The following is a 26,379-nucleotide window of genomic DNA, read 5'->3' as shown; positions in this document are numbered from 1 at the left end:
GGGCAAAGCCGGCAACCCATAGCTATTCCAATTCAGCAACTGTTACGCCTGTGCCGCCTTCATTGTAATTACCGATACGGTAGCTTTTCACATGCTTATGCTTGCGGAGGTACTCCTGAATACCGGTTCTCAGGACACCTGTACCTTTGCCATGAATAATGTGTACCTGACCCAGATTGGCTAGAAACGCTTCATCCATGAAGCGGTCCACTTCCATCAAGGCTTCCTCCACGTTAGCCCCCCGAAGATCAAGTTCACTTCGTACGTTATCATCCCGTGTCCGCTTAACGCCAGTCACTGGTTTTTGAACTCTTGGAGTCGTTGTTTGGGCAGGTTGCAGTAGTTCCAGATCATCCAGACTGACCTTCATCTTCATGATTCCCAGTTGAACCACAGCTTCCTTGGTACCGGACAGTTCAACCACGTGGCCTTTTTTATTCAGACTGTGGACGGATACTTCATCGCCAGCCATGATAGAACGAGTACGCGTAGCAGCCGGACGTTTGACGGCACTTTTTTTGCGTTGCTTCGGTTCAGCCTCATCCAGTTCTCTGCGAGCTGCAATCAACTTATGCTCCTTAACCGAGGCCCCTTCTTCCTGAGCCAATTTACGCAAATCAGTAATGATTTTCTCTGCTTCACTACGAGCCTTATCCACGAGAACTCTTGCTTCATCCTCAGCTTTTTCCAGCATACGGTCCCGTTGGGACTCCAGCTTATCCAGCTCCATCTGATGACGGCTACGCAATGCTTCCATTTCCTTACGCAGCTGCTCCGCTTTTTCCCGTTCTTGCTCAGCTGTTAAACGGTTCTGCTCCAGTGACGCGATCATGTGCTCAACGCGCTGGTCTTCTTCCGTTACCTCACCACGGGCATAGTCTAAAATACGCCCTGGCAATCCCAATCGCTCGGCAATGGCAAATGCATTACTTCGTCCGGGTACACCGACCAGAAGGCGGTAAGTCGGGCTTAATGTAGCGACATCAAACTCCATGCTTGCATTAATAATTCCTTTGCGCTCATAGGCATACGCCTTCAATTCACTATAGTGAGTCGTCGCAACCATGCGGCAACCCATGGCATGTATATGCTCCAAAATAGAGACAGCCAGAGCCGAACCTTCCGCGGGGTCCGTTCCTGCCCCCACTTCGTCAAGCAATACAAGACTTTTTGGCGTCATATTTTTCAGGATGCTAATGATATTGGTCATGTGACTGGAAAATGTACTCAAGTTTTGCTCAATGCTCTGCTCGTCACCAATATCGGCATAGATTGCATCAAATACACACAGCTGACTTTCATCCTCAACAGGTACAAACAGTCCAGACATCGCCATCAAACTAAGTAGACCGATGGTTTTCAGAGTAACGGTTTTCCCCCCTGTGTTCGGTCCGGTAACGATAATAGAGGTGTATGAGTTGCCTAACTCCACATCAATGGGAACAACCTGCTCCAACGGAATTAGAGGATGTCTGCCCTTTTTCAGCTTCAAATATCCGCGGTCATTCATTAAAGGCAAGGTTGCCTTCATTTCACGGGCGAGACGCGCTTTGGCAAAAATAAAATCAAGATTGCCCAATATGTCCACATCATACAGCAACATATCTGCTTGTTCTGCGACGAGTGCGGTCAGCTTTTGTAAAATGACTTCAATTTCACGCTCTTCTCTCAGCCTTGTTTCCCTCAACTTATTGTTCATGGCTACGATGGATTCAGGCTCGATAAACAATGTTGCACCAGACCCGGATTGATCATGAACAATTCCGCCAAAATAAGAACGGTATTCGGCCTTAACCGGGATCACAAACCGATCTCCGCGAATCGTAATCAACTGATCTTGAAGCATTTTGGATACAGTTGAGGAACGAATCATGGAATCCAGCTTTTCACGAATACGCACTTCTCCCGAGCGCAGCTCCCGACGGATTTGAGAAAGCTCTGTGCTGGCAGAATCCAGCACCTCCGCATTTTCGTCAATACAGCCTTTAATGGAGTTTTCCAAACCTTTCTGCTCCGAAAGCTGCTCACTCCAATACAGCAATGTTTCGACAGGATTTTCCTCATGCAAACTTGTCACGTATACCTGTATACGGCGTGCGGCCTGAACTGTTGTCCGAATGCCGAGCAACTCCTGCGGGCTTAACGTTCCGCCAATACGGGCACGCTTTACCGCCGGAGTGATATCCACTACTCCGTTAAAAGAAGGCACTCCTTTGAGGCGATCAGCAGCATAGGCCTCATCCGTGCCTTTCAGCATTTTCTTGATATGCTCCAAATCATCGCTGGGCTGTAATCGAAGGGCTGTCTGTTGTCCCGTTGCCGTTTGGGCATAGTGACTTAGTTTATTTAGAATTTTTTGATATTCAAGGGTTTTGAAAATTTTAGAGTCCAACTTCACTACTCCTTTCACTTATATCTATATTATACCGAAAGCAGCAAACTTACGCTATTTGCCAACTCTGTTTTACACATAAGAAAGCTCTTCATGCCACACACTAACCTTTGTCTAACCCTGTAAATTCAAAAAACAAAGGAGGTTATTCCGTGAGCATTCTCGGGCACATTGTACGTTTCATCGTTGCCGCTCTGGTGCTGATGGTCGTAAGCTGGATCGTTCCCGGATTTAGTGTAGGCGGCTTTTGGAGCGCGCTGATTCTTGCCATTGTCATTGCCTTGGTTGGTTACATCATCGAGGCAGTGTTCGGCCGACGCGTTTCTCCATTTGGACGCGGTATCGTAGGTTTTCTAGTGAGCGCTCTGGTTATCTGGATCGCTCAGTATGTGGTGACCAATGTCAGTGTTTCCGTTCTAGGCGCATTGCTCGCTGCATTGGTTATCGGGATTATCGACCTGTTCATTCCGGTATCGACACCGTTTGAAGCCGGTCGCAAAAACGGGAATTAATTTCAGTAATCGCTTCTGGCAAAGCTGTCCCGAAGCAGAATTCATCTGCCAAAGGACAGCTTTTTGTCATTTTCACCTCTGAGTGGATACAATAAACAAACAATCCCCGGCGATGAGCAGCCGGGGATTGCCTTACAATTATAATCCGTATCTACTGATCCTGTTCGATAAGTTCAATCCATTCATTGTACTCCGTTTGAAGCTTAGTGTATTCTTCCTGTAATTGACGTAATTCTGTAGAAATCTTCTCCGTATTTTCCCGATCTACATCCTGTTGTACTTGTAACAAACGAAGCTGATGCGCCGCCATTTCATATTTTTGACCCACTTCGTCCAATTCAGACTGCAAGGCCATTCGTTCCTGCTCTATGGACTGCTGCTCAGCTTTCGCCGTTTTGGCAGCTTCAACCGCCAAACGAGTCTCCTCCTGAAGCTGTTCCTTTTGTTCAACTGTTACCGCTATTTCGCGTTCCCAAGATGCAAATTCTTCCTTACGGGCAGCATCTTCAGCTTCCAGACGTTCCGCTTCTGCCTTCAACTGATCGTATTTAAGTTGCCACTCCAGAGATTCTTCCTCAGCATGTTCCAGCTTACTCCGCCGTTCGTGATCTTCCTGTTGAAGCTGCTTGATATTTTGCTCCAGCTGTCCAGCTCGGCTCTTCATGCTTCCATATTGCTCCTGAAGCGATTGATACGCCTTCGCTCCCTCTTGCTCTCGGACTTTGGCTTTTTCAAGCTCATCCTGAACACGAATCAGCTCAGGTGAAAGCTCCTTGATTCTCGCTTCGAGTTGAACTAGCCGTTGCTGTTGTGAAGCAAATTTATCATTAATAGCTTCGAGCTCAGCTGCTGCGTGCTGTAATTGCTCCTGTATCGCTTCCTTCTGTTCACGTGCTTCCAGCAGGGAGAGCTCCAGCTCATCAACTGCCAACTGGCGTTCTTCTGCAAGTTTCCTCCATGACTTCTCGCTTTCAGCTAGCGTAGCCAGCTCACTTTGCAGCTTGCGAGAAGATACGTGAGCTTGCTCCAGCAGCTTCTGCATCCGCCGCTGTTCTTCCTCCAGCTTAGCCGTCTGCTGCTGCGCAGCCTTGGCTTCAGCTTCTAATTGATCATATCGGCTTTGCAGTTCTTCACGTGCAAGCGTATCTGCCTGCTCTCGCTCTATCGCAACCTGTCGCTGTGTTTCCAGCACAGACTCCAGCTCGGACTGTTGTTGCTTCAGTACTCTTGCTTGCTCTTGAGCCTCTCCCAGACGAGAAGAAAGCTCTGTACTGCCTGCCTGTACTTGTTCTAATTGTTCCTGAAGCTCCTCAACCCGAATCTCCTGCTCCAGTGCAGCTTCATCAGCTCGTTTCTGCGCTTCCTGATGCTGGAGCTTTTCTTCATTCAACGCCAATTCAGCCTGTTTACGTTCCTGCTCCAGCTGCTCATTCAGCCCGGAGCACTTGGTCTGCCATTCGCTTACCTTCTTACTATGCTCTTGCTGCAAAGCAGATCGCAGCTTGTCCAGTTCTGTACGCTTTTGCTCCTGATGAGTCTTCTCTGCAGCTGACAGCTTGGCTTCAGCCTGCTTAGCCGCTTCAGCCACTTCCTTCTTCATCTGCTCTTCTATCTGCCGGATACGAGCATTGGCCGCCTCCTGCTGCTCTTTCAGCTTGCGAGAAGCTTCTTGATGAGACTCCTCTAATTCACGTTTAGCTTGTTTTTGTCCATTTTCAAGTTCAGCCGCTTTTTTCTCCTGCTGTTCCAGCTTTGCCTTCAATTGGGCAATCTCCTTGGCTGATACAGATTCGGTTTCCATCAACTTCTTCTGCGTTGCTTCCTTTTCTTCCTTTAGTTGAATAAGAGATTGATGCATATCTGTATTTTTTTGCTGCTGTTCCCCTAGAGCCGTCTGGAGTTGCGCCAGATCTCCCCGGAGCTCTGCTCGTTCCGCTGCTAAGCGGTTCATATGACTCTGAATTTCCTGGATTTGTACAGCTTCCTCTGCCATATGAACCGCAGCCAGCACGGCAATTCGGGGCATATCCAGACGCGAATGAGCTTGAGAAATGCTGTGCATACGCTCATCCACGTAATTGGCAACCTGCTTCATATAATCGGTATTGCTGCCGACGAGTTTATAAGAAGTACCGTAGATCTCTACAGTGACGCGAGTACGATCTGGTGTAGTCACAATTATGCCCTCCTTCAATACTACTGTATGTTGATTCTAAGGTGTGTCCGGTACTATGGTAACCCGCCTTCCGTGAAGCGTTCAACCTTAAGTCCGGCTTCCCCGCAGCGGGTAAATATCAGAGTAAGAGAGCTCCTATGATGATAGGCCAAAAAGCCGTATCGAACCTCTGTCACTAAGATTCGATACAGCTTCCCGCATTTCCTGCTACTTTCTCAATTCCGCTCCAAAAGTTTGTTCCAGAGACGTAACGACAGGAGTATGCGCCGCATTGATCTCTTCATCCGTCAACGTATGTTCCCAATGACGATAGGTCAGAGAGATAGCTACGCTCTTCTTATCTTCACCAAGCTTACTGCCTGTAAATACATCAAACACTCGCGCATCCTGCAATAGCTCTCCGCCTGCAGCGTGAATAACACGAAGCAGTTCACCTGCCTCAACGTCTTTATTTACCACGAGGGCAATGTCACGTTCCACGGATGGGAAGCGAGCCAGCTCTCTGAACTGAATATGAGAGTTTGCGTGTTCAACGACCTGTTGCAACGCAATTTCCGCTACATACGTATCATTCAGCCCATAAGATTGTTGAAGCTCCGGATGAATCTGCCCAATGGTACCGATCCGTTGAGAGTTCCCATTCACATCCAGCCATACCGAAGCGGAACGGCCCGGATGGTAGCTTTGCGGTTGGTCAGCCACATAACGAATGCTGGCACTCAACCCGAAATAGTCAAACACCGTTTCAAGCGCGCCTTTAATATCAAAGAAATCAACCTTTTCAGCACCAATATTCCATTGTTTTTCACGGCGTACCCCAGTCAGCAGTAGACTAAGCACTTGAATTTCCTGCGGCTGACGGGTTAATGTTTGTTCCTCTGTATAAAATACCGTTCCCATCTCAAAAATCGCCAGATTGTCTTGCTTGCGATTCATGTTGTACACCGCTGTATCCAGCATCTGTGGAATGATACTCGTACGCAAAACACTACGGTCTTCGCTCATAGGCATAGCCAAACGTACCGGATGGCTACCTTCTGTCAGGGCATTAAATAACCCCGTACTTTGCGGATGTACAAAAGAGTAACTGATCGTCTCCTGCCAACCACCATGAGCCAGCAATCTGCGCAGGGAGCGGCGCAATGATTGCGATGCTGTCAAAGCTCCCGGAGTTGTCGGCCCTTCAATCGGCGTGGTCGGGATATTGTCGTATCCATACAGACGAGCTACCTCTTCGATTAAGTCCACGTCAATGGTAATATCTCCACGGCGTGTAGGTACTTCAACTTCCAGTACCCCTTGCTCTGCGTCGCCACATCCGAAATGAAGTCTACCGAAAATCGTTTTCACCTCAAGCAAAGACAGTTCGGTTCCCAAATATCGGTTTATTTTATCTAGCGACAGCTTGATAATGCGGTTTTCAGCTTTTGCAGACGCAGATTCTACGATGCCCTGGTGTACAGTGCCTCCCGCATAACGCTGAATCAGCGCAGCTGCACGATTCACAGCAGGCACGACAGCTCCTGGATCAACCTCTTTTTCAAAACGCAGACTTGCTTCCGAACGCAGTCCAAGTTGACGGGATGTTTTGCGAACTGTACCGCCGTCAAACTTCGCAGATTCCAGCGCAATGCTGACCGTCGCATCCGTAACCTCTGAATTGGCTCCACCCATCACGCCTGCCAATGCAATTGGTTTCACACCGTCTGTAATCAGCAGCATATGCGGCTCCAACTTACGCTCCTGATCGTCAAGGGTAATCAATGTTTCGCCGGCACGAGCGAGTCGAACTTCAATATTTCCATTTTCCAGCTTATCCGCATCAAAAGCATGCAACGGCTGACCGTATTCCAGCATGACGTAGTTCGTAATATCTACGATGTTGTTGATCGGACGAACACCTGCCGCCATCAGACGGTTTTGAATCCATAACGGGGAAGCCCCCACTTTTACACCTGTGATATAACGAGCCGCATAGTGCGTACACAGTTCAGGAGTATCTACCTTCACAGACAGATGATCTGCTGCTGCATCGCTAATTTCCACCAGATCCTTAGCCGGGTCAGTCAGCGAAATGTCACGTCCCAGAATCGCACTCACTTCATATGCTGCTCCGTGCATGCTCAGGCAATCCGAACGGTTGGGTGTTAGATCAAAATCCAGCACCTGATCATCCAGCGCCAGCAGCTTCGTAATTGGCATACCAATTTCAGCATCCTCAGGCAGCACCAAAATACCTTCTTGCAATTCCTTTGGAAGCAGCTTGTCATTCATGCCCAGTTCTTTGGCCGAGCAGATCATGCCCATGGATACAACACCGCGTAGCTTGGCTTTTTTAATGTGGAAATCTCCCGGCAACTTTGCCCCTACAACTGCAACAGGAACCTTTTGACCTGCATCCACGTTTTTGGCACCACACACGATTTGCAGATCTTCCTCTTGACCTGCATCGACAATACATACATTCAGCTTATCAGCATCTGGATGCTTTTCCTTGCTTTTAACATAGCCGACAACGACGCCAGTAATCCCTTGATTGCGCTGCTCGACCTCATCAATTTCTATACCCGAACGGGTGATTTTCTCTGCTAGATCCTCCGCGCTTACCTGATCCAGCGATACATACTCGGACAGCCACTCGAATGATACTTTCATATGGGTTCACTTCCCTTGATATAGTTGTTTATTGACGCGCAAACTGTTTCAGGAACGACAGGTCACTGTTATAAAAATGACGAATATCGTCGATACCGTATTTCAATATAGCAATCCGCTCTACACCCATACCGAATGCAAAACCGCTGTACACCTCAGGATCAAAACCGCCCATCTCCAGCACTTTCGGATGGACCATGCCACAGCCCAAAATTTCGATCCATACACGTTCGCCATTTTTCTTCACAAAAGTCACGTCTACTTCAGCACTCGGCTCTGTGAACGGGAAGAAGCTTGGGCGCAAACGGATTTCGGTCGATTCTCCGAACATTTCGCGTGCAAATTGAAGTAAGGTTCCTTTCAAATCACTCATACGAATGTCTTTTCCAATGACAAGCCCTTCAATTTGGTGGAATTGAAAAGAATGCGTTGCATCGTCATCATCACGTCGGAAAACCGTACCCGGACAGATAACCTTAATAGGCGTTTCGCCCTTCATCGCTTCCATCGCGCGAATCTGAACCGGTGACGTATGGGTACGCATCAACAGATCCTCGGTCAGGTAAAATGAATCCTGCATATCCCGTGCTGGGTGATTTTTAGGCAGGTTCAATGCTTCGAAGTTATAATAATCCGTCTCTGCCTGTGGACCTTCAGCCACTCGATAGCCCATACCTGTAAAAATATCCTCGATTTGCTCAATCACTTTGTTGAGCGGGTGCAGTCCACCTTGCGGCAACGCGCGTCCAGGCAGCGTAACGTCGATCTTTTCCGCTTGCAGACGCTCATTCGTTTCTGCTTTCGTGAACTCGTCCTGCTTACGGTTAACGACTTCTTCAATCGCCTCGCGCACCTCATTGGCTACCTGTCCAACAACCGGACGCTCTTCCGCGCTCAGCTTGCCCATACCGCGCAAGATTTCAGTCAGTGCGCCCTTTTTCCCCGAATATTTGACCCGTAAATCAGCCAGCTCCTTGGGTGTTGCCACTTTCTCCAATACTTCCAGTGCTTCTTCCTTCAAGGCCAGCAAATGTTCCTTCATTTGGATGGTTTCGCTCATCGCCTGTTCAGTCCCCTTTCTTCATATCCAGCTTTTCAGACAACAAAAAAAGGTCTTTTCTCCCGGTAAGGGACGAAAAGACCGTGGTACCACCCTCGTTAGACAATAAGCTCAGCTCACCCGGCGTTCAGCCTTACGGCAACTAGTTACAGGTGATTGTTCATGCTATGCATCATTGTCTCGCTCTGCACGTTGTAACGGTCGTGAACCGGTATCCCCTACTTGCACATTCGCCATTCACATGGCGCCTGAGGTTCAAGGAACTGCTCCGGAGCGAACTTCAACAGCCCAGTATTTGCAGAAACGCTCTCAATCCTACGGCGCTTCCTCCCTGTTCAATCGGACACTGTCTACTCTTCTCCATCAAGACATTTTCAAAAATTCGAACTATTGTTCATTATTATATGCAAACTACCGCGCTTTGGCAAGCAGGGCATACGTTTCATTTCTTTAGATATCGAGATCATCCAACCGCTCCAGATTTGCACGAATGCGCCTGATTTCGCTCAACAACTTCTCATTTTCGTCATTCGTGCCCGTCATTCCCATCAACTCTGTAAGACGCAATTGTAACCGAAGACGTTCCTCACGCCGCTCCTGGTCTTCTGGCTCCCGTTGACGGCTCCGCTCATCTTCTTGCTTTTCGTCGGCTGTCCCCTCATAGATTTCATATCCGCCCCCCGGCTTCATATCGAGTAACCGAGTTGCCGTGCACCTCACCAGCTCCCGATCATGTGAGACGAGCACCAGTGCTCCATCATAGTTACGCAAAGAATCCTCTACAATTTCACGGGTTTCAATGTCAAAATAATTCGTCGGTTCATCCAGCACCAGCAGATTGGCTCCACTAAAGTACAGACGCAGAAAAGCTACCCTGCATTTTTCTCCCATACTGAGTGTCCCTATCCTTTTAAACACGTCCTCTTTCGCAAAAAGAAAGCAGCCCAAAACCGTTCTCGCTTCTGTTTGAGTCATCGTCGGGAGCGCAAGCAGACTGTCCAGCAACGTTCGATCCTCCGGAAGTTGCTCCAACTCCTGTGAAAAATATCCGATGTTCAACTGTGGGTTGGCAGTGATTTTTCCTGTCTGCGGCTCCAGTTGACCTGTTAATAACCGAAGCAGCGTGGTTTTACCAATTCCATTGGGCCCCCGAACAGCCAGACGGTCTCCACGTGCAACGATCAGATTTAGATTTTTCACAATGATACGGTCGTCGTAGCTAAAGTCGACCTGCTCAGCACGCAACAAATATTTTGCCTGAAACCCGCTGTCACTTAATTTCATGTGCAAAGACGCAGCCTCACGCGGTTGCTCTACTCTATTGGCCTCTAGTCGCTCCAGTTCCTTCTCCTTCGCATGATAACGGGAAATATTTTTTTTAGCCTTGGCCTTATAAAAGCTCTGCGTAACGGCCATCTCAACCTTGGATGCGCCACGCTGCGCCTGATGAAACCATTCCCTGTAATTTCGAATCGTTTCCTCCAGCGCCTGTTTCGCCAGCTCCTGCTTTCTATAGCTGGCTTCCTGCTCTCGCAGTTCCCGCTCCTTTTGCGCTTTATATTCCTTATAGCCGCCTTTATAGCGCCCAATACCTGTCGATGTGAGCTCAACTATACTCGTAGCCACCTGATCCAAAAAGGCTCTGTCATGCGATACAAACAGCAGCGTTCCCGGATACGTAGACAGCCACTGCTCCAGCCAAAGCAAGCTTTCGGCATCCAAATGGTTGGTCGGCTCATCCAACACCAGCAGCTTCGGCTGCCTGACCATGAGTCCGGCCAATCGCACTCTCGTCTTCTGCCCGCCACTCAGGTCACCATAAGCAATGGACCACGTCTGAACAGGCATTCCCATTCGAGTGAGCGCCTTTTCCACCTCAGACTCCCAGGCAAAGCCTTGCAGGCGTTCGTATTCATCCATCAGCTCGCCGTAACGCTCCAGATGATGCTCCATATCCTTCCCAGCATCGGCTAGGTCAGCTTCCAGCTGTCCCAACGCTTGCTTGAGACGCCAATGCCGAGGGCTGGCCTGCTGTGCGGCCTCCAGTGCGGTTCGAGACCAAGCCACCGTATCCTGCTGCTTCAGCCAGCCCCGCTCTTCCAGTGGCAAATCATGCTCTACTTGACCATAGGTTGGTGCTTCATCTCCCAGTAATATTCGCAATAGCGTCGTTTTACCTGCTCCATTTCTTCCAAACAGTGCGAGCCGTTCCCCTTCCATAACATCCAGCGACACATTCTCAAATAAAGATGTCCCGTTCCAATCCTTTACTACATTGCGAATACGCAAAATTGTTCTCATACCACGATCATCCTTTCCCAGTCCGGTTTTTTGATCCCGGAAGCAATAAAAAAAGCCGCAGAAGGCTGCGGCTTGCATACAAGGAATATAGAATGACTGTTATGAATCGTTTCAGAACATACGCTTATGAAAAATAACACCGCAAACGAATAAGCCAATCCCGTTTCGGAATAAACGCATACGTCCCTACATTCATTTTCAGACACACTTCTCCCGTTGCAGCTTACAGCCGCCTGCCAGTAACTGTGCAGTTAAGTGGGAAAATCAGTGTGCTTACTTCATCGGACGTATGGTTACCTTCCTTTTCATGGGATACTTACTTGCAGTCAGTATAGCAGATCACAACACATTTGCAAGTAACCCGCGTTATTTTCCAAATACCAAAGTTGTATTAGACGAACCTGCATATTTCGTTACAAACTCTTTAGTATATTCAGGAGTCTGAACCTGATAGCTATAGTTTTTGCTTGGGTTCCAGTTGGTTACACGCGATTTTTGGTTGTTGATAGCGGGAAAACTCCCCACATCTTTAAACTCGCCATTGGCTTTATCATCAAGAATACCGCCCTTTTCACTACCTTTTCCAAAGTAGTTGTACTCAGAATAGATTCTTGCATTCGTAGCAATGGTGTAAGCAAGCTGGAAATTATTAATATAATTATTTTTAACATGGAAATATCCATATCTCATAAGTCCTGGGCCACGTACAAGCAAGTTTTCAAAGTAATTATTAGCGATCGTGATATGGGGCATGCCATCATAATTTTTATTGCCATCATCAGGGTATCCCAAAATGAGACCATATTTATGATTGGCAAATTTGGAGTTACTAATGGTTACATAATCAGCCGATTGACCTATGTACAAAAGTTTGTCCAGATCCGAGCCATTCGCATTATAATTGTGACCTGCAAATGTAACATGATCAATCCAATAATTTGTACCTGCCGTAAGATAAAGTTGGATGTCATCGTTACCGTTAATGTTGGCACTGTGCTCAAAAGTTAAATTTTGAAAGATCACATTTCCCGAATTATTTGTTGTTTTCAAATGAATGTTAACCAGCTTGTTTTGCGCGTAAGAACCAATGAGTGATTTGTTGGAACCAATGTTGACCACGGTTTTAGAGGAGGCAGAAATATTTTTTTCGATTACCAGAATTTTAGAAGTTGAATCCCCTAACTGGTTTTTCAAATCGTTTAGATTATTGATATAGATGACCTGACCACCTTTTCCCCCCGTTGTGGCAGACTTCGTAGCTCCATTTTCACTTTTAGCCTGTCCGGCAAAACCAGTCATTCCATTCGTCGACGTATTTGGAAAATCAGCAGCGGCGAACGTAGAACTTGCTGGAAAAGTAAACAGCAGCAAAGTTAATGCTAAAAACAGAAAAGAAAATTTCCTCATTGCAGCTACACCATCCTTTTTTTAGTTAAATCCCAACAATGCGACTATACTTATTTTTTAGCAATTGGTAAATAGTTCTTTTTATCTGTTTATTTATAGCATATAAGCTAAATATTTTATATTTTATTTTGTACAGCAATGTAAAAATAGTTCGTAAGAACGCAAAAAAGCCGTGATACCCCGTTGGCACCCCGGCTATAATGTATTTATCCAGCTCCAAACAAAACAAAAACCCTTGCGTCACAAGGGTTCCGAACATCTTATAACAGTAAGCGGGTGATGGGAATCGAACCCACGCTATCAGCTTGGAAGGCTGAAGTTCTACCATTGAACTACACCCGCATTTTATAACATCTCGATTCTTATGTATGACACGCTCAACCTATCGTCAAGCAGCTGAATCAGGATGTTATTTAGTATAACTTACCTTTCAGCAAAACGCAAGCATACTACAAACTATCCTGAGCCAGCCAATTCATAGGTTTACGTAAAAACAATTTTTCAAAGACTTCTGCCGGAATGGGGCGACTAAAGTAATATCCCTGACCCTCATGACAATCCTGTGCCTGCAAAAAATGAAGTTGCTCCTCATTTTCCACCCCTTCAGCCGTAACCTTCAGCTTCAAATGGTGAGCCATGGAGGCAATAGTAGATACAATTGCCGCATTTTTGCTGTCGACCAGTACCTCATTTACAAAGGAACGGTCAATTTTTAGACGATCAATCGGGAGATTCTTCAAATAATGCAATGAGCTATAGCCAGTTCCAAAATCATCAATACTGATTGCGACACCAATAGCCTTTATTTTTTTCAACTGTTCAAAGGCCCGATCCTTATCAAAGGTCATACTTTCGGTAATCTCCAGCTCTAGATAGCGTGCTTCAAGTTCCGTATAGGCCAAAATGCCCCGAATTACATCCACCAGCTTTTTTTGCTGAAATTGGCGCATGGATAAATTGACCGAAATCGGGATTGGTGGGTACCCGAGCTCCTGCCACTGCTTATTTTGCAGACAGGCCTCCCTCAACACCCATTCCCCCAAGGGCACAATTAAACCACTTTCTTCAGCCACCGGAATAAAATCGCCCGGCATCACCATCCCACGATGAGGATGATTCCAGCGCACCAGCGCCTCCAAACTCGTGAGCTCGCCACTTTGCAGGTGGACACGTGGTTGATATACCAATGAAAATTCCTCATTTTCAAGCGCTCGCCGCAGATCATTTTCCAGCTGGAGTCTTTCATGCGCTCGCATCTGCATCACGCTGGCATACCGCTGAAAATTCACTCCCTGCTCTTTGGCACTATGGACAGCCGTATCCGCCTGCTGAATAAGCTGTTCACTCTGATTCGCATCCAACGGGTATAAAGCTATACCAACGCTCACCGTCACATGATAAGACTCACCATCAATATCGAAAGGCTGATCGAACAGCTTCACCATATCATCAATACGATTTCTCATAGCATCTGTATCTTCGTATCCCGTTAGAAGAAAGGCAAATTCATCTCCACCCATGCTAAAGACAGCTTCCCCTTCATGGCTAAAATGCCCTAAGCGTTCGCCTACTGCATACAGCAAATAATTCCCTGCCATATGTCCAAGCGAATCATTAATTGCCTTGAAACGATCAATATTTAGCACTAAAAGCGCTACTGTCTCATCCGATTTTAATGATTTGCGCAATATTTTATCTAAGCGTTGGGAAAGGCGACGACGATTGGGGAGTCCTGTTATATCATCATTATAAGCAATGTGATTAAACTCAGATTCTGCTGCCTGCTTTTCACGATAAGGAACCAGAACCATCAACCGAACCAGCCCGCTCAACATATTATAAAATGCTATCGCGTTGGTCAAAAGTCCCAGAAGGTGATTAATATCGCTCATTTGCTCAGCAAATAAATAGAACAACTGACTCACAACACACAGCCCAATCCCACGAATAATAAGCAACATGCCCAACTCTGCCGGGCGGGCTTTCCGATATTTTCTCACCCCGAATATAAAAGTGAGCACAAGCAGTAACATCACAGCCAGATTTAACGTCCAACCCAGGTTGCCTATTTCGTATCGTATACGTAGATCCGGTAAGCCTGCACCAAATGTCTTAATAACTCCTAGAATCAGCAAAGTGCAGCCTATCCCCGCCCACAAAGCCACTGTTTTGTATTCAGACTTCGTCTTGCTAAACGGGAGGAAACAAACACATAAGAGCAAGACAGCGGTAAAGGCACGATTTACAAATAGCAGCCATAACGAAATGCCCGAAGACAAAGCAAAGTCCGTCAGGCTTACGAAACTAAACGAAACAATATGAACAAGGTAAAGCAGACCAGCCACCAAAAACGTCGGGGCAATAAGAAGCCTCTGCAAAGATAACTGTTCCAGTAAAACGGACCAGGATTGATAAAAAATAGAAAAACAAATCGCAGCACAGGCAAATCCTACAATCGGATATAACAAGAAAAAAACATTATGGGAGTATATCTTATTCAAAGTTACGTGAAATAACTGAACCAAGACAAACAAAACTATCGAAGCAATGCCGATACCTATCGTTTTTTTTACTTCCAGCCGTATACTCATTCAGCCTCTTCAGCCCCCTGCATATCGGAGATTCCGATCATCTAAGACGTTTGACAGCTTTGGAAGCCGTTGTTTAAGTCTATAGTATCAAAAATAATGTTGTATTCTGGTATATAATAGCATTTAATCTGTGAAAGGTGAATCATTTTTTTGTCTTAAATTCGTGAATTCATTTTCGCATTTACGCAAATAACCGAGCTTACAGCACCAAAAAAGCGCATCATCTTGTCAGATTATGCGCTTCAGACAACCTTTTCCAAAAAGGTGATACCTATACCCCAACGCTGCACAACATAAAAGAAATAGTATGTACAGGACCCCTCTGCGAAAACCTCCCCATATTAAACTACAGGAAGCGTGATTTTAAATTGTGTGCCACTTCCATGTTTACTGTCTACATGTATGAAGCCTCCGTGATTTTTGATAATTCGATAGCTCACAGCCAATCCCAATCCGGTTCCACTTTCTTTTGTTGTAAAAAAAGGATCAAATAAACGCGCCAAGGTATTATGATCCATACCTAAACCGTTATCTCCAATACAAATGTGAACATAATTGCCCTCAAGCACTGTATGGATATCGATACAGCCCTCTCGCTCCCCACCAATGCTTTCAATGGCATCCATCGCATTTTTAATCATATTGAGGATAACCTGCTTAATCTGCTTCACGTCAATGGAAACCTTCATGAGCTCATTATTTTCGTCCAATGCAATCTGGCAACCCTTCATCAATGCTTCGCTTTCTGTCAGCATCACTACCTCTTTCAGCAGCCCCATCACAGATACAGCCGTTTTTTGCGGAGCCGAAGGCTTGGACGAATTTAAGAACTCATAAATAATGTCGTTCGCACGATCAATTTCTGTTAATATAATGCGAGCATACTCATCCCTGCCCAATTCCACCAAATGCGGTCGAAGCAATTGAATAAAACCCCGGATTGCGGTAAGCGGGTTACGGATTTCATGGGCGATAGAGGCAGAGATGCGTCCCAGCATTGCCAGCTTATCGTTTTGATACGCCGTCTGCTCAATCTGCTTATAATCCGACACATCTTTGACGCTAAACAAAAAATCGCCATCCATCTGATCACCATAGGTCACTGTTATCAACCAATGCCGACCATACTCATCAATCAACTCATGATAGCGCTTTCTATGAAAGATAGTTTCTTTATAAATCCGCATGATTTTCTTCTTCTTAAACCGACTTAACTCAGGATGATGCAAAATTTGCATCAAATTGCGACCTGCTAGCGAACTCCGTGGTAGCTCCAGCAATTTCGCCATTTGCACGTTAATAAAGGTCAGTACCCCGTCACTGTCAAACAGCATGATACCACTATCCAGGTTCTCCAGCACATTTTCATACTTGTTATTGGCGATCTGTGTGGAAGGACAAGCTCCCACGGTATCAAGCAAGGCTTCTTGGAATTCACTGATCATGCCAGGCTTCCCCCTTGTTTCGGAATGACAAACTGGCCGTATCGGACGCGTAATAATCTTGAAGAAGAGAAAGGCATCTATCGACTACCCTTCAATGGTGTAGAAAACAGTTTCACAGAAATCCGACCATCTCTTTCCAATTCGAGTCTTATTTTATGATAGACAAGATTAAGGATCGCAGTCAATCGGAAAAAGTGTCGAATCCACATTTTTATCCTGTTTTCTTTCGTCATAATATCTGCGCAACATTACCAAAATGAAAGATTACGTTAGGAACAAGCGCCCTACACACCAAAGAAGCTCTCCAGAATTGAGAGCTTCTTTGGTGTGTAGGATGTCAACTGCCGCTCTTATTATGTTGAAGCCGGGATCGTCTTTGGCTCATAACGGCCAGTCTTCTCTTAAGCTCTCCCTGCCATTTTTCATCATTCATCTGTTTGGCTACCATCAATAAATCCAGGGATATGTCAATTTGACGCTTCACAATTTCAAACGCATCTTCACTTTCACGATTCACACAATTTTCAAATATCGTATCATCATCTTCCATGACATAATCCTGAAAATCAATCTCGGTTGCTCCATCTCCATGTGCATATTCAGCCAGAATTTCATACTCATTTTCGACTTTATAATGAACTTCAATGCGACGACATACCGGGCAAAACAGCAAAGGAACATTATGAACTTGGGTGCGGTAATGCTTCAGCGTTCCCTTGGTTCCTACCATGCTTGCTCCACAGCAATAACTCATCCGGGCTCAGCCTCCTCTGAACAAAACCTGTTCTGCCTTGTTTATCTTCTACAATACCTTATTCGCTTTCATCAGGCAAAATTCCTCCAGAACACAACAACATTTCCATAATTATTTGTTACTTCACTCTGTAATGTCTCATTTAATCAGGCTATCCTCACATCTTCCGCTGCACAGAGCAGGCAAGCAAGCCCCCAATAACGGCAGAGTAACCGCTAGTTGGGGGCTTGCTTGTTTAATTTTAACTTGTGAAGCTTATATTACAGATTTTGATCGCCTGGTTTCCAGTTCATTGGGCACAAGCCACCGGATTGTAAAGCTTGCAGTACACGCAAAGTTTCTTCCACACTGCGGCCTACGTCGTTGTGGTTAACCACTTGATATTTCAATTCGCCTTCTGGATCAATGATGAACAAGCCGCGCAATGCAACGCCTTCTTCTTCGATCAGAACGCCATAATCGCTTGCTGTTTTTTTCGTGATGTCAGAAGCCAATGGGAAGTTCAGTTTGCCCAGACCGTTGTTTTCTTTAGCTGTGTTAATCCATGCTTTGTGACTGTGCACGGAGTCTACACTGATACCCAGAATTTCAGTATCCAGCTCTTTGAATTGGTCAGCAGCATCGCTCAATGCTGTAATTTCCGTAGGGCACACAAAAGTGAAATCCAGTGGATAGAAGAAAAATACGAGCCACTTGCCACGGTAATCGGAAAGCTTCACCGAACCAAATTCTTGACCGTCTCCAGTCACTGTTTCCAATGCAAAATCAGGGGCGGGTCTTCCTACCAATCTTTCTGCCATAATATGAAATCCTCCTTTAAAATATGTAAGAAAAACACCGAATGTGCTTTCCTCAATCATCTGTATTGTAATGAACAACTTACTTGATAAATGTTATCATTCGCTGAAATCAAAGTCAATATTGTAACCATTACTTTTTTATAATTATTTTAAACTAGCTTAAAAATTCACAACTTATTCACATTTTGAACTTTCGAATATACAAGTAGCTCCTGATTACTCAGGAGCTACTGTGCTAAACATTTGCCGAAAAGGCTGTACTGTATAACCTTACTATATAATAGGAAGCTTTTTTTCAGAACGGGTACATTTACGGAGCTTTTAACGAATAGCTGCTGCGATTAGATCGCCCATTTGAGTTGTCGAGATCGCTTGAGATTTATCCACCGCAATATCCGCCGTACGGTGCCCTGCATCCAGTACCTCAGCTACCGCTTTCTCAATGGCATCAGCTGCCTTCTCGTACCCGAAGGTGAGACGGAACATCAAAGCAACGGACAAAATCGTTGCAATGGGATTCGCCAGCCCTTGACCTGCAATGTCAGGCGCCGAGCCATGTACCGGCTCGTATAGGCCAAAGCTGCCTTGTCCAAGTGATGCGGAGGAGAGCATGCCGATGGATCCGGTCAGCATAGCCGCTTCATCACTGAGAATGTCACCAAACATATTTTCCGTCACGATGACGTCAAAGCTAGATGGACGACGTAGCAATTGCATGGCACAGTTATCAACCAATACATGCTCCAGCTCGACATCCGGGTAGTCTACAGCAACCCGGTTAACTACTTCACGCCATAAACGGGAGGTTTCCAGTACATTAGCCTTATCCACCGATGCAAGTTTTTTGCGACGTTTTTGTGCAATTTCGAAAGATTGGCGCACTATACGCTCTACCTCTGTTACATTATATGCACAAGTATCAACGGCTTCCTCACCTTGAGGACTTTCTCGTCTGAACTTCTCACCGAAATAAATGCCGCCCGTCAGTTCGCGCACCACGATCAGGTCCGTTCCTTCCAACACTTCCGGTTTCAATGTAGACGCGTCCTTGAGGCAGTCGAAGACCACAGCAGGACGAAGATTCGAAAACAGACCAAGCTCTTTGCGAATGCCCAGCAATCCGGTTTCAGGACGAAGTTCCTTTGGATTGTTGTCCCATTGCGGTCCTCCTACCGCCCCCAGCAGAACAGCATCTGCTGATTGACATACTGCCAGTGTTTCTTCTGGCAATGGTGTGCCCTTCTTATCAATGGCAATCCCACCGAACAGCGCATGCTCCGTTTCAAATGAAAGACCGAACACTTCTTCCGTACGTTTCAAAATTTTCTCTGCCTCTGCGACCACTTCCGGTCCAATTCCATCTCCCGCTATTACCGCAATCTTTTTAACGTCTGCCATCACGTACACTCCTCTTGTTATACAGCTATACAACTGTATTTTTCATACCTTCTTTGTAACATACATGGCAGGGCTTTGACCAAGATATAGAATCTATCAATTCAATAGGCACAGCCTATAAGCTTGTTTTTTCATCAGAGAAAAAGAAAACAGGACCGGAAACACCCGATCCTGTATATATCCAACTCTTAAGTCTGCATATAATTAAGATTTATAATCTACTCGATTACTGTAGTTTTTACGCTTGTCGATCAAACCATTCAGCGCATCCACGTAAGCCCGAGCACTTGCTTCCAGAATATCGGTGCTTACCCCGCGTCCCTGTACAGACAGTCCGTTTTGCGTCAGCACCACATGGACTTCACCCAGAGCGTCCTTACCATGGGTAACAGACTTGATGGAGTAATCTGAAAGTACAACGCTCTCGCTGCTGGCTTGGTCAATCGCATTATAGATCGCATCGACTGAACCATTTCCTTCAGCTTCTGTCTCGATAACCTGACCCTCATCGTTAACCAGACGCACTTGTGCGGAAGGCGTAGCCTTGTTCCCATAGGTAACAAAGATGGTTTCCAGCTTGAAGACTTCAGGTGCATCGGCCAATTTTTCTTCCAGCAATGCCAAAATATCATCGTCCGAAACTTCCTTCTTCTTATCAGCCAAATCCTTGAACTGCCCAAAAGCGCGATTCAGATCTTCTTCGTTCAATTCATAGCCCAGCTCGATCAAACGCTCACGGAAAGCATGACGACCTGAGTGCTTACCGAGTACCAGTTTGCTTTCTTTCAGACCGATACTTTCTGGTGTCATGATTTCATAGGTCGTTTTCTCTTTCAGCATACCGTCTTGATGAATACCTGATTCGTGCGCAAAAGCATTGGCTCCAACAATCGCCTTGTTGCCCGGCACTACCATCCCCGTCAAACGGCTAACCAAACGGCTCGTGCGCGCAATTTCAGACAATTGAAGAGACGTTTTGGCCTGAAAAAATTCCTGTCTCGTCTCCAGTGCCATAGCGATTTCCTCAATAGCCGTGTTCCCAGCGCGTTCACCGATACCATTAATGGTTCCCTCGATCTGATCCGCACCGTTCAGAATGGCAGCAAGTGTATTAGCGGTAGCCATTCCGAGGTCATTGTGGCAATGTGCACTCAATTGAATCTTCTCCACATCGACCACATTTTCCTTAATGTGTTTGAATATATTTCCATACTCGTAGGGTGTCAAGTAACCTACCGTATCTGGAATATTGACGACAGAAGCCCCTTCTTGTACAGCCATTGTGACCATTTCAACCACAAAATCAAGCTCTGTACGACCTGCATCCTCCAAAGAAAACTCCACTTTAGGCAAATATTTCAACCCATAGCGTATGGCAGCACGAGCGGTTTCCAATACCTGTGCCTTCTCCATCCGCAGCTTATGCTGACGGTGAATAGGTGAAGTTGCCAAAAAGATATGGATACACGGGTCCTGAGCTCCCTTGAGTGCCTCGCGAACCGCATCAATATCCTGTTCCCTTGCACGTGAAAGGCCAATAACCGTCGAATTTTTTACAGCTTTTGCTACTGCATTAACAGCCGCCAGATCACCCGGAGAAGCAGCCGGGAACCCAGCCTCCATACGATCGATTCCCAGCTTCTCCAACTGATGAGCGATCTCCACTTTCTCACGAGTATTCAAGTTCACGCCAGGTGACTGTTCTCCGTCTCTCAACGTTGTGTCAAATATATATATTTTGCGCAACCTAACGCACCTCCTCAGGATTAGGACCCTTAAATTACAATGCGGCTCACGCAATAAGCAGGGCCGCATTGTAATTAATATTTATAAATAATTCATGTTGTCGAGTTCATAGTACAAAAGATTATTACTTTTTGATCCAGTGCATCATTTCACGCAATTGTCCGCCCACCACTTCAATCGGATGGTTAGCTTCATTACGACGAGTAGCCGTCAGGAATGCACGTCCAGATTGATTTTCAAGGATGAAGTCACGAGCAAATTTACCTTGTTGAATGTCAGTCAATACATCCTTCATGGCTTTCTTCGTATCTTCCGTTACCACGCGTGGTCCAGTTACATAATCGCCATATTCCGCTGTATTACTGATGGAATCACGCATCGTTGCCAATCCACCTTCATACATCAGGTCAACGATCAGTTTAAGCTCATGCAAGCATTCAAAGTATGCCATCTCAGGAGCATAACCTGCTTCAGTCAATGTTTCAAAGCCCGCTTTTACAAGTGCGCTCACGCCGCCACACAATACTGCCTGCTCACCGAACAGATCCGTCTCCGTTTCTTCACGGAAGGAGGTTTCAATTACGCCCGCACGTGTACAGCCAATGCCTTTTGCGTAAGCAAGACCGATTTCTTTGGCTTGACCCGTTGCGTCCTGCTCAATTGCGATCAACCCCGGTACCCCAAACCCTTCTACATAGGTACGACGTACCATATGTCCTGGGGATTTTGGAGCAACCAGCAATACATCGCTATCTTTAGGAGCTACGATTTGTCCAAAATGAACGTTGAAACCATGGGAGAACAGAAGAGCTGCGCCTTTTTTCAGGTTAGGTTCAATTTCATTTTTGTACACAGAAGCTTGAGTTTCATCAGGTAACAAAATTTGAACCACATCTGCACGGCTTGTTGCATCAGCTACGTTCAGAACTTCGAAACCGTCGTTTCTTGCGACATCAGCTGATTTGCCTTCACGCAAACCAATAACAACATTCACACCACTGTCACGCAAGTTTTGTGCTTGAGCATGTCCTTGGCTACCGTAACCGATAACGGCCACTGTCTTTCCTTTCAATACGCTGAGTTCTGCATCTTTTTCGTAGTACGTTGTAACTGCCATGGTTAATTTCCTCCTTTTAATTGGACCCTTCATAATGAGCGGGTACTCCAAGAGACTTTCCCTCGTGATTAGTATCTAAAAATCTCTTCGAGCCCCCGCTCTTATGCGGACGGTTCTTTATTGATGTAATGCGCTATAAGCGGTAATTCGTTAAAGCTCTATATTAAGCATTGCCACGTATCATAGCTGTAACCCCGGTTCGAGTCAACTCCCGAATACCGTAAGGCTTCAACAACTCGATCATGGCATCAATTTTTTCTGTATCGCCAATGACCTGTACGATCAAGCTCGTCGTTCCAACATCAATGACAGCTGCTCTGAATGTTTCTACCACGCCCATGATCTCTGGCCGCTGAGGCGGTTCTGCCTTTACCTTTATCATCGCCAATTCCCGAGCTACCATCGGCTTGGAACTGAGATCAATGACCTTGATCACATCAACCAGCTTGTAAAGCTGCTTTTCAATCTGCTCCAGATTGTTCTCATCCCCTACAGTCACAATGACCATACGAGATAATCCAACTTCTTCCGATTGTCCCACAGTTATGCTCTCAATGTTAAAGCCTCGGCGACCGAACAGGCCGGACACACGTTGCAAAACGCCGGGTTGATCATTTACCAGTACAGCAATGGTATTTTTTGTTGTCATTTTACTCGTCCCCCATCAGCATTTGATCAATTGTCGAACCTTGCGTCACCATCGGATATACATTCTCTTCCTTGCTGACTACAAACTCGACAACGACCGGTCCGGGTGTATCAAGCGCCTCCTGCCAAGCCCGACGTGCCTCTTCCTTATTCGTAGCACGCAGTCCTTTGACACCGTATGCTTCGGCAAGTTTCACAAAATCCGGACTTCCAGCCAGGTCAATGTGACTATACCGATTGTTATAGATCAATTCCTGCCATTGGCGAACCATTCCAAGCACCTGGTTGTTGATAATTACGATTTTAACCGGAATGTTATTGATTGCACAGATGGCTAATTCCTGCGAACACATCTGCATACCGCCGTCCCCGTTAATCGATATTACTAATCTGTCGGGATTGGCCATCTGAGCACCGATTGCAGAAGGGAAACCAAATCCCATCGTACCGAGTCCACCAGAGGTGACCCATGACCGTGGCTGATTGAATTTGTAATACTGCGCTGCCCACATTTGATGCTGTCCCACGTCCGTCGTTACGATTGCACCGCCCTTAGTCGTTTCATCCAACAACTCAACAACCCATTGTGGTTTAAGCACCGTTTCAGAATCCTTATAAGAATAAGGTTTCTCATTCTTCCAATGCTGAATTTGCGCTCTCCATGCATCAGCTCGATCCGCGCGTTTCACATCCTGATTCAGCAATTCCAGCACTGCCTTCACGTCACCCACGATAGGAATATCCGCTGCAACATTTTTTCCAATTTCAGCAGGGTCGATATCAATGTGGACTATTTTAGCTTGAGGAGCAAACCCATCCAACTTGCCTGTTACCCGATCATCGAAGCGGGCTCCGATACAGATCAACAGATCTGACTGTTGAATCGCCTGATTGGAGGTGTATGTTCCATGCATCCCCGGCATCCCCGTCCACAGTTCATGTCCACTTGGGAAACCACCCAATCCGAGCAATGTTGTCGTAATAGGAATTTCCGTTTTACGAACAAACTCGTAAAGTGCTTCATGTCCACCGGAGTATACAACTCCTCCACCTGCCAGAATGAATGGACGTTCTGCTTCGGAAATAGCTTGAGTTAGCTTGTCTAGTTGAATTTTGTTGGGCAGCACTTTCGGGTTATAACCCCGCATGGTCACTGGTCCCGTTTGTGGAACGAACAACGTCTGGGCTGCGGAAATATCCTTCGGAATATCAATCAGCACCGGTCCCTTCCGCCCTGTGTTGGCAATATAAAATGCCTCATGGATGATTCGCGGCAGATCCTCTACATCTCTTACCAGATAGCTGTGCTTCGTAATCGGCATTGTAATTCCCGTGATATCGGCTTCCTGGAAAGCATCCGTACCGATCAGGGAAGATATAACGTTACCCGTGATGACCACCAACGGCACCGAATCCATAAAAGCCGTCGCAATACCAGTTACCAGGTTTGTCGCTCCAGGTCCGGAAGTCGCGATACATACGCCCACTTTACCGCTCGCCCGTGCATAACCATCTGCCGCATGAATAGCTCCTTGCTCGTGACGAGTGAGGACATGCTTGAAATCCTTAAAGCCATACATGGCATCATAGATATAAAGCACTGCACCACCAGGATATCCGAAGACACAATCTACTCCCTCCAGCAATAGGCTACGGAGTAAAATTTCCGAACCTGTAATCACTTCAGGCTTCATCCACTTTTCACGTAATTCATTGGTTGACCTAACTTCAGGAATTTGTGCACTCATTGGTCATCCTCCTTTACAAAATTTACATACATCTGACATTTGTAAAAACAAAAAAACCTTTCATCCCTAGAACAGACTTGCTGTTACTGAGGGACGAAAGGCTGTAGCTTCCGTGGTACCACCCGTGTTTGCCCGATATTTCGCAATATCGAACCTTGGCAGGTACAGAAATCGCAAAGGATCTCCATATCTGGCGTCTGTAACGTAGACCGTACGATTTTCCCTAATAGGTGATTCAGCGCACCGTTAATATTATCGGGCCCAAATACTTTTCAGGAAAACAGCTCCAAGGTGAGCTCGTTAAAAAGGGATTTTGGTGAAGCTTGCAGCTAATGCCTCACTCTCTGAACAAAAGAGCCCTAATCACTTCGTCCTCTTCATTGCCGTTGAGTTCATGTCATTCTTTCAAATGTTTAGACACATTATATGTCTCACATCTGGGATAGTCAATACCCATATTTCATAAAAATTTATGTTTCTTTTCTGAAGCACCTCAGAGTCGCACGCTTGTAAGAGGTACCCGCATATTATAAAAAAGACCACACGGTGAGACAGTGCACTCCTCCAAAGCCACGTCTTATCTTGTTAAAAGGGTAGAAAAGGAGGCCCGTTTATGATTCGAAAACGCAGCTCTCAAGATGACACCATCATCTTTCGTCTCATCGAGCAAGAGCTTGTCCCCCTATCGCATTTAAGTGCCCAAGAAATGGAACAAATACGTAAAGAATTACCCCGGCGCTTAAACCGGGGCATCACTTTTGTAGCTTGCAGACCGGATAATGCACAGGTTGTTGGCTTCATTCATGTTATGCTGCATGGCGAACTATTATACATTGATTTGATCGCAATCTCTTCGGCTCATCAAGGTATGCGATACGGAAAAAAACTGCTGGAGCATGCCGAACACTACGGACGACTGCGTCGCTGCAAGCGGGCTAAAGTTATGGTGGACGAAGACAATATCAGGGGGATCCATTTTTATCTGCGTCATCAATATCAAATGCTGCGATACGTAGCTCTGAGCCGATGCCATGAACTCGAAAAGTCACTGTAAAAAGTATCTTTTTCGGGTCCAAGATTTTGTATGACTAAAATAAATTAGGGTAATACGGATATCCTACCCCGGGGTATCCCCCGTCTGTATACGGGCCTGGCTGCGGACCATATCCTGGTCCTCCATAACCTGGACCGTAGCCACCATATCCCCCACCATAGGCACCAATGTATGGAGCTGTGCCGATGGCAAGCAAGTCAAACAGCACCAGAGGAATAATCGCCTTCGTGTTTACTTTTTTCTTGCGGTTTGGTTGAAGAACCAGTCGGTTACCCGAAATGCGAATCAGCTTGCCGCTGACCTGGGAACCATCCTTGCGAGTAGCGAAGATGACTTTGCCGACAAGCTTCTCCACCTGCTTTCTGGTTACTGCCTGTTTCATCGTATTTCCTCCTTCTTTCTCAACGGATGGACAGATTGAACGGCTCCTTGATAGCTCATCACCACCACAAAATAGACCGGAGCTGACAGGGGCCGAGCGTCCCGTCCAATCTGCATAGCACAGTCTATTCCATTCATGCCAGTAGCGTATGTTTAAATGCCTGCACAATATAAAAAAAAATCTGGTACCTGCA

Annotated in this window: 18 protein-coding genes and 1 tRNA gene; 2 read left to right on the top strand and 17 right to left on the bottom strand. The window is 46.1% G+C overall.

The annotated features are described in order from the left end of the window. Positions 1-22: 22 nt before the first annotated feature. A complete protein-coding gene (locus tag KAI37_RS07160; protein ID WP_220030980.1) occupies positions 23-2,392 on the bottom strand; it encodes an endonuclease MutS2 in 2,370 nt (789 codons plus the stop codon). Between the two features lie 152 nt (positions 2,393-2,544). Here KAI37_RS07160 and KAI37_RS07155 point away from each other — a divergent pair, with 152 nt between their 5' ends. Further along, positions 2,545-2,904, top strand: a complete 360-nt coding sequence (locus KAI37_RS07155; RefSeq protein ID WP_220030979.1) for a phage holin family protein — start codon at positions 2,545-2,547, stop codon at positions 2,902-2,904. Positions 2,905-3,055: 151 nt separating this feature from the next. Here KAI37_RS07155 and zapA read toward each other — a convergent pair whose 3' ends face one another. The 15 genes from zapA to ilvB form a co-directional block, all read right to left on the bottom strand. Next, complete coding sequence (gene zapA / locus KAI37_RS07150) at positions 3,056-5,080, bottom strand: cell division protein ZapA (RefSeq protein ID WP_220030978.1); 2,025 nt, start codon at positions 5,078-5,080, stop codon at positions 3,056-3,058. A gap of 207 nt (positions 5,081-5,287) precedes the next feature. Further along, on the bottom strand, positions 5,288-7,735 hold the full coding sequence (gene pheT, locus KAI37_RS07145; RefSeq protein WP_076293750.1) for a phenylalanine--tRNA ligase subunit beta: 2,448 nt from the start codon (positions 7,733-7,735) through the stop codon (positions 5,288-5,290). Between the two features lie 28 nt (positions 7,736-7,763). Continuing rightward, entirely contained in the window at positions 7,764-8,795 is a 1,032-nt protein-coding gene (gene pheS, locus KAI37_RS07140; protein WP_269321413.1) for a phenylalanine--tRNA ligase subunit alpha, read from the bottom strand. Positions 8,796-9,245: 450 nt separating this feature from the next. Further along, positions 9,246-11,096, bottom strand: coding sequence for a ribosomal protection-like ABC-F family protein (abc-f, locus tag KAI37_RS07135; RefSeq protein ID WP_220030977.1), 1,851 nt, complete (start codon positions 11,094-11,096; stop codon positions 9,246-9,248). A 366-nt stretch (positions 11,097-11,462) separates the two neighbouring features. Then, complete coding sequence (locus KAI37_RS07130; protein WP_220030976.1) at positions 11,463-12,503, bottom strand: polysaccharide lyase family 1 protein; 1,041 nt, start codon at positions 12,501-12,503, stop codon at positions 11,463-11,465. Positions 12,504-12,774: 271 nt separating this feature from the next. Then, positions 12,775-12,845 (bottom strand) — tRNA-Gly (locus KAI37_RS07125). A gap of 107 nt (positions 12,846-12,952) precedes the next feature. Then, positions 12,953-15,094: a putative bifunctional diguanylate cyclase/phosphodiesterase gene (locus KAI37_RS07120; protein ID WP_071640045.1), complete on the bottom strand. Its 2,142-nt coding sequence runs from the start codon at positions 15,092-15,094 to the stop codon at positions 12,953-12,955. 341 nt (positions 15,095-15,435) lie between these two features. Further along, positions 15,436-16,539: an ATP-binding protein gene (locus KAI37_RS07115; RefSeq protein ID WP_071640044.1), complete on the bottom strand. Its 1,104-nt coding sequence runs from the start codon at positions 16,537-16,539 to the stop codon at positions 15,436-15,438. Between the two features lie 337 nt (positions 16,540-16,876). Next, positions 16,877-17,293, bottom strand: a complete 417-nt coding sequence (locus tag KAI37_RS07110; protein ID WP_013309391.1) for a hypothetical protein — start codon at positions 17,291-17,293, stop codon at positions 16,877-16,879. Positions 17,294-17,553: 260 nt separating this feature from the next. Further along, the gene (locus KAI37_RS07105) at positions 17,554-18,093 is read right to left on the bottom strand and encodes a peroxiredoxin (protein WP_023987763.1); all 540 of its coding nucleotides are present in this window, start codon (positions 18,091-18,093) and stop codon (positions 17,554-17,556) included. Between the two features lie 321 nt (positions 18,094-18,414). Beyond that, a complete protein-coding gene (gene leuB, locus KAI37_RS07100; protein WP_028542967.1) occupies positions 18,415-19,491 on the bottom strand; it encodes a 3-isopropylmalate dehydrogenase in 1,077 nt (358 codons plus the stop codon). A gap of 204 nt (positions 19,492-19,695) precedes the next feature. Continuing rightward, a complete protein-coding gene (locus tag KAI37_RS07095; protein WP_025724101.1) occupies positions 19,696-21,237 on the bottom strand; it encodes a 2-isopropylmalate synthase in 1,542 nt (513 codons plus the stop codon). Between the two features lie 124 nt (positions 21,238-21,361). Beyond that, positions 21,362-22,354 carry a ketol-acid reductoisomerase gene (gene ilvC / locus KAI37_RS07090; RefSeq protein ID WP_013309387.1) on the bottom strand — a complete coding sequence of 331 codons (993 nt, stop codon included), beginning with the start codon at positions 22,352-22,354 and terminating at the stop codon, positions 21,362-21,364. 163 nt (positions 22,355-22,517) lie between these two features. Then, positions 22,518-23,003, bottom strand: a complete 486-nt coding sequence (gene ilvN / locus KAI37_RS07085) for an acetolactate synthase small subunit (protein ID WP_023987760.1) — start codon at positions 23,001-23,003, stop codon at positions 22,518-22,520. 1 nt (position 23,004) lies between these two features. After that, positions 23,005-24,750 carry a biosynthetic-type acetolactate synthase large subunit gene (ilvB, locus tag KAI37_RS07080; RefSeq protein ID WP_220030975.1) on the bottom strand — a complete coding sequence of 582 codons (1,746 nt, stop codon included), beginning with the start codon at positions 24,748-24,750 and terminating at the stop codon, positions 23,005-23,007. Positions 24,751-25,363: 613 nt separating this feature from the next. Between ilvB and KAI37_RS07075 the strand changes: the two genes are divergently transcribed. Beyond that, positions 25,364-25,804, top strand: coding sequence for a GNAT family N-acetyltransferase (locus tag KAI37_RS07075; protein WP_025724102.1), 441 nt, complete (start codon positions 25,364-25,366; stop codon positions 25,802-25,804). 34 nt (positions 25,805-25,838) lie between these two features. Here KAI37_RS07075 and KAI37_RS07070 read toward each other — a convergent pair whose 3' ends face one another. Further along, positions 25,839-26,186, bottom strand: a complete 348-nt coding sequence (locus KAI37_RS07070) for a hypothetical protein (protein WP_023987757.1) — start codon at positions 26,184-26,186, stop codon at positions 25,839-25,841. Between the last annotated feature and the right edge of the window lie 193 nt (positions 26,187-26,379).

It is taken from the genome of Paenibacillus sp. S25, assembly GCF_019454085.1.
Classification (GTDB): Bacteria; Bacillota; Bacilli; order Paenibacillales; family Paenibacillaceae; genus Paenibacillus; species Paenibacillus polymyxa_B.
This window is presented reverse-complemented; position numbering and strand designations above follow the sequence as displayed.

Bases quoted from the DNA above. Each gene is read 5' to 3' on its own strand.
- KAI37_RS07120 (WP_071640045.1), bottom strand. From the start codon at position 15,094: ATGAGTATACGGCTGGAAGTAAAAAAAACGATAGGTATCGGCATTGCT.
- KAI37_RS07070 (WP_023987757.1), bottom strand. From the start codon at position 26,186: ATGAAACAGGCAGTAACCAGAAAGCAGGTGGAGAAGCTTGTCGGCAAA.
- KAI37_RS07075 (WP_025724102.1), top strand. From the start codon at position 25,364: ATGATTCGAAAACGCAGCTCTCAAGATGACACCATCATCTTTCGTCTC.
- KAI37_RS07115 (WP_071640044.1), bottom strand. From the start codon at position 16,539: ATGATCAGTGAATTCCAAGAAGCCTTGCTTGATACCGTGGGAGCTTGT.
- KAI37_RS07110 (WP_013309391.1), bottom strand. From the start codon at position 17,293: ATGAGTTATTGCTGTGGAGCAAGCATGGTAGGAACCAAGGGAACGCTG.
- ilvN (WP_023987760.1), bottom strand. From the start codon at position 23,003: ATGACAACAAAAAATACCATTGCTGTACTGGTAAATGATCAACCCGGC.
- pheS (WP_269321413.1), bottom strand. From the start codon at position 8,795: ATGAGCGAAACCATCCAAATGAAGGAACATTTGCTGGCCTTGAAGGAA.
- abc-f (WP_220030977.1), bottom strand. From the start codon at position 11,096: ATGAGAACAATTTTGCGTATTCGCAATGTAGTAAAGGATTGGAACGGG.
- pheT (WP_076293750.1), bottom strand. From the start codon at position 7,735: ATGAAAGTATCATTCGAGTGGCTGTCCGAGTATGTATCGCTGGATCAG.
- KAI37_RS07105 (WP_023987763.1), bottom strand. From the start codon at position 18,093: ATGGCAGAAAGATTGGTAGGAAGACCCGCCCCTGATTTTGCATTGGAA.
- ilvC (WP_013309387.1), bottom strand. From the start codon at position 22,354: ATGGCAGTTACAACGTACTACGAAAAAGATGCAGAACTCAGCGTATTG.
- ilvB (WP_220030975.1), bottom strand. From the start codon at position 24,750: ATGAGTGCACAAATTCCTGAAGTTAGGTCAACCAATGAATTACGTGAA.
- leuB (WP_028542967.1), bottom strand. From the start codon at position 19,491: ATGGCAGACGTTAAAAAGATTGCGGTAATAGCGGGAGATGGAATTGGA.
- KAI37_RS07130 (WP_220030976.1), bottom strand. From the start codon at position 12,503: ATGAGGAAATTTTCTTTTCTGTTTTTAGCATTAACTTTGCTGCTGTTT.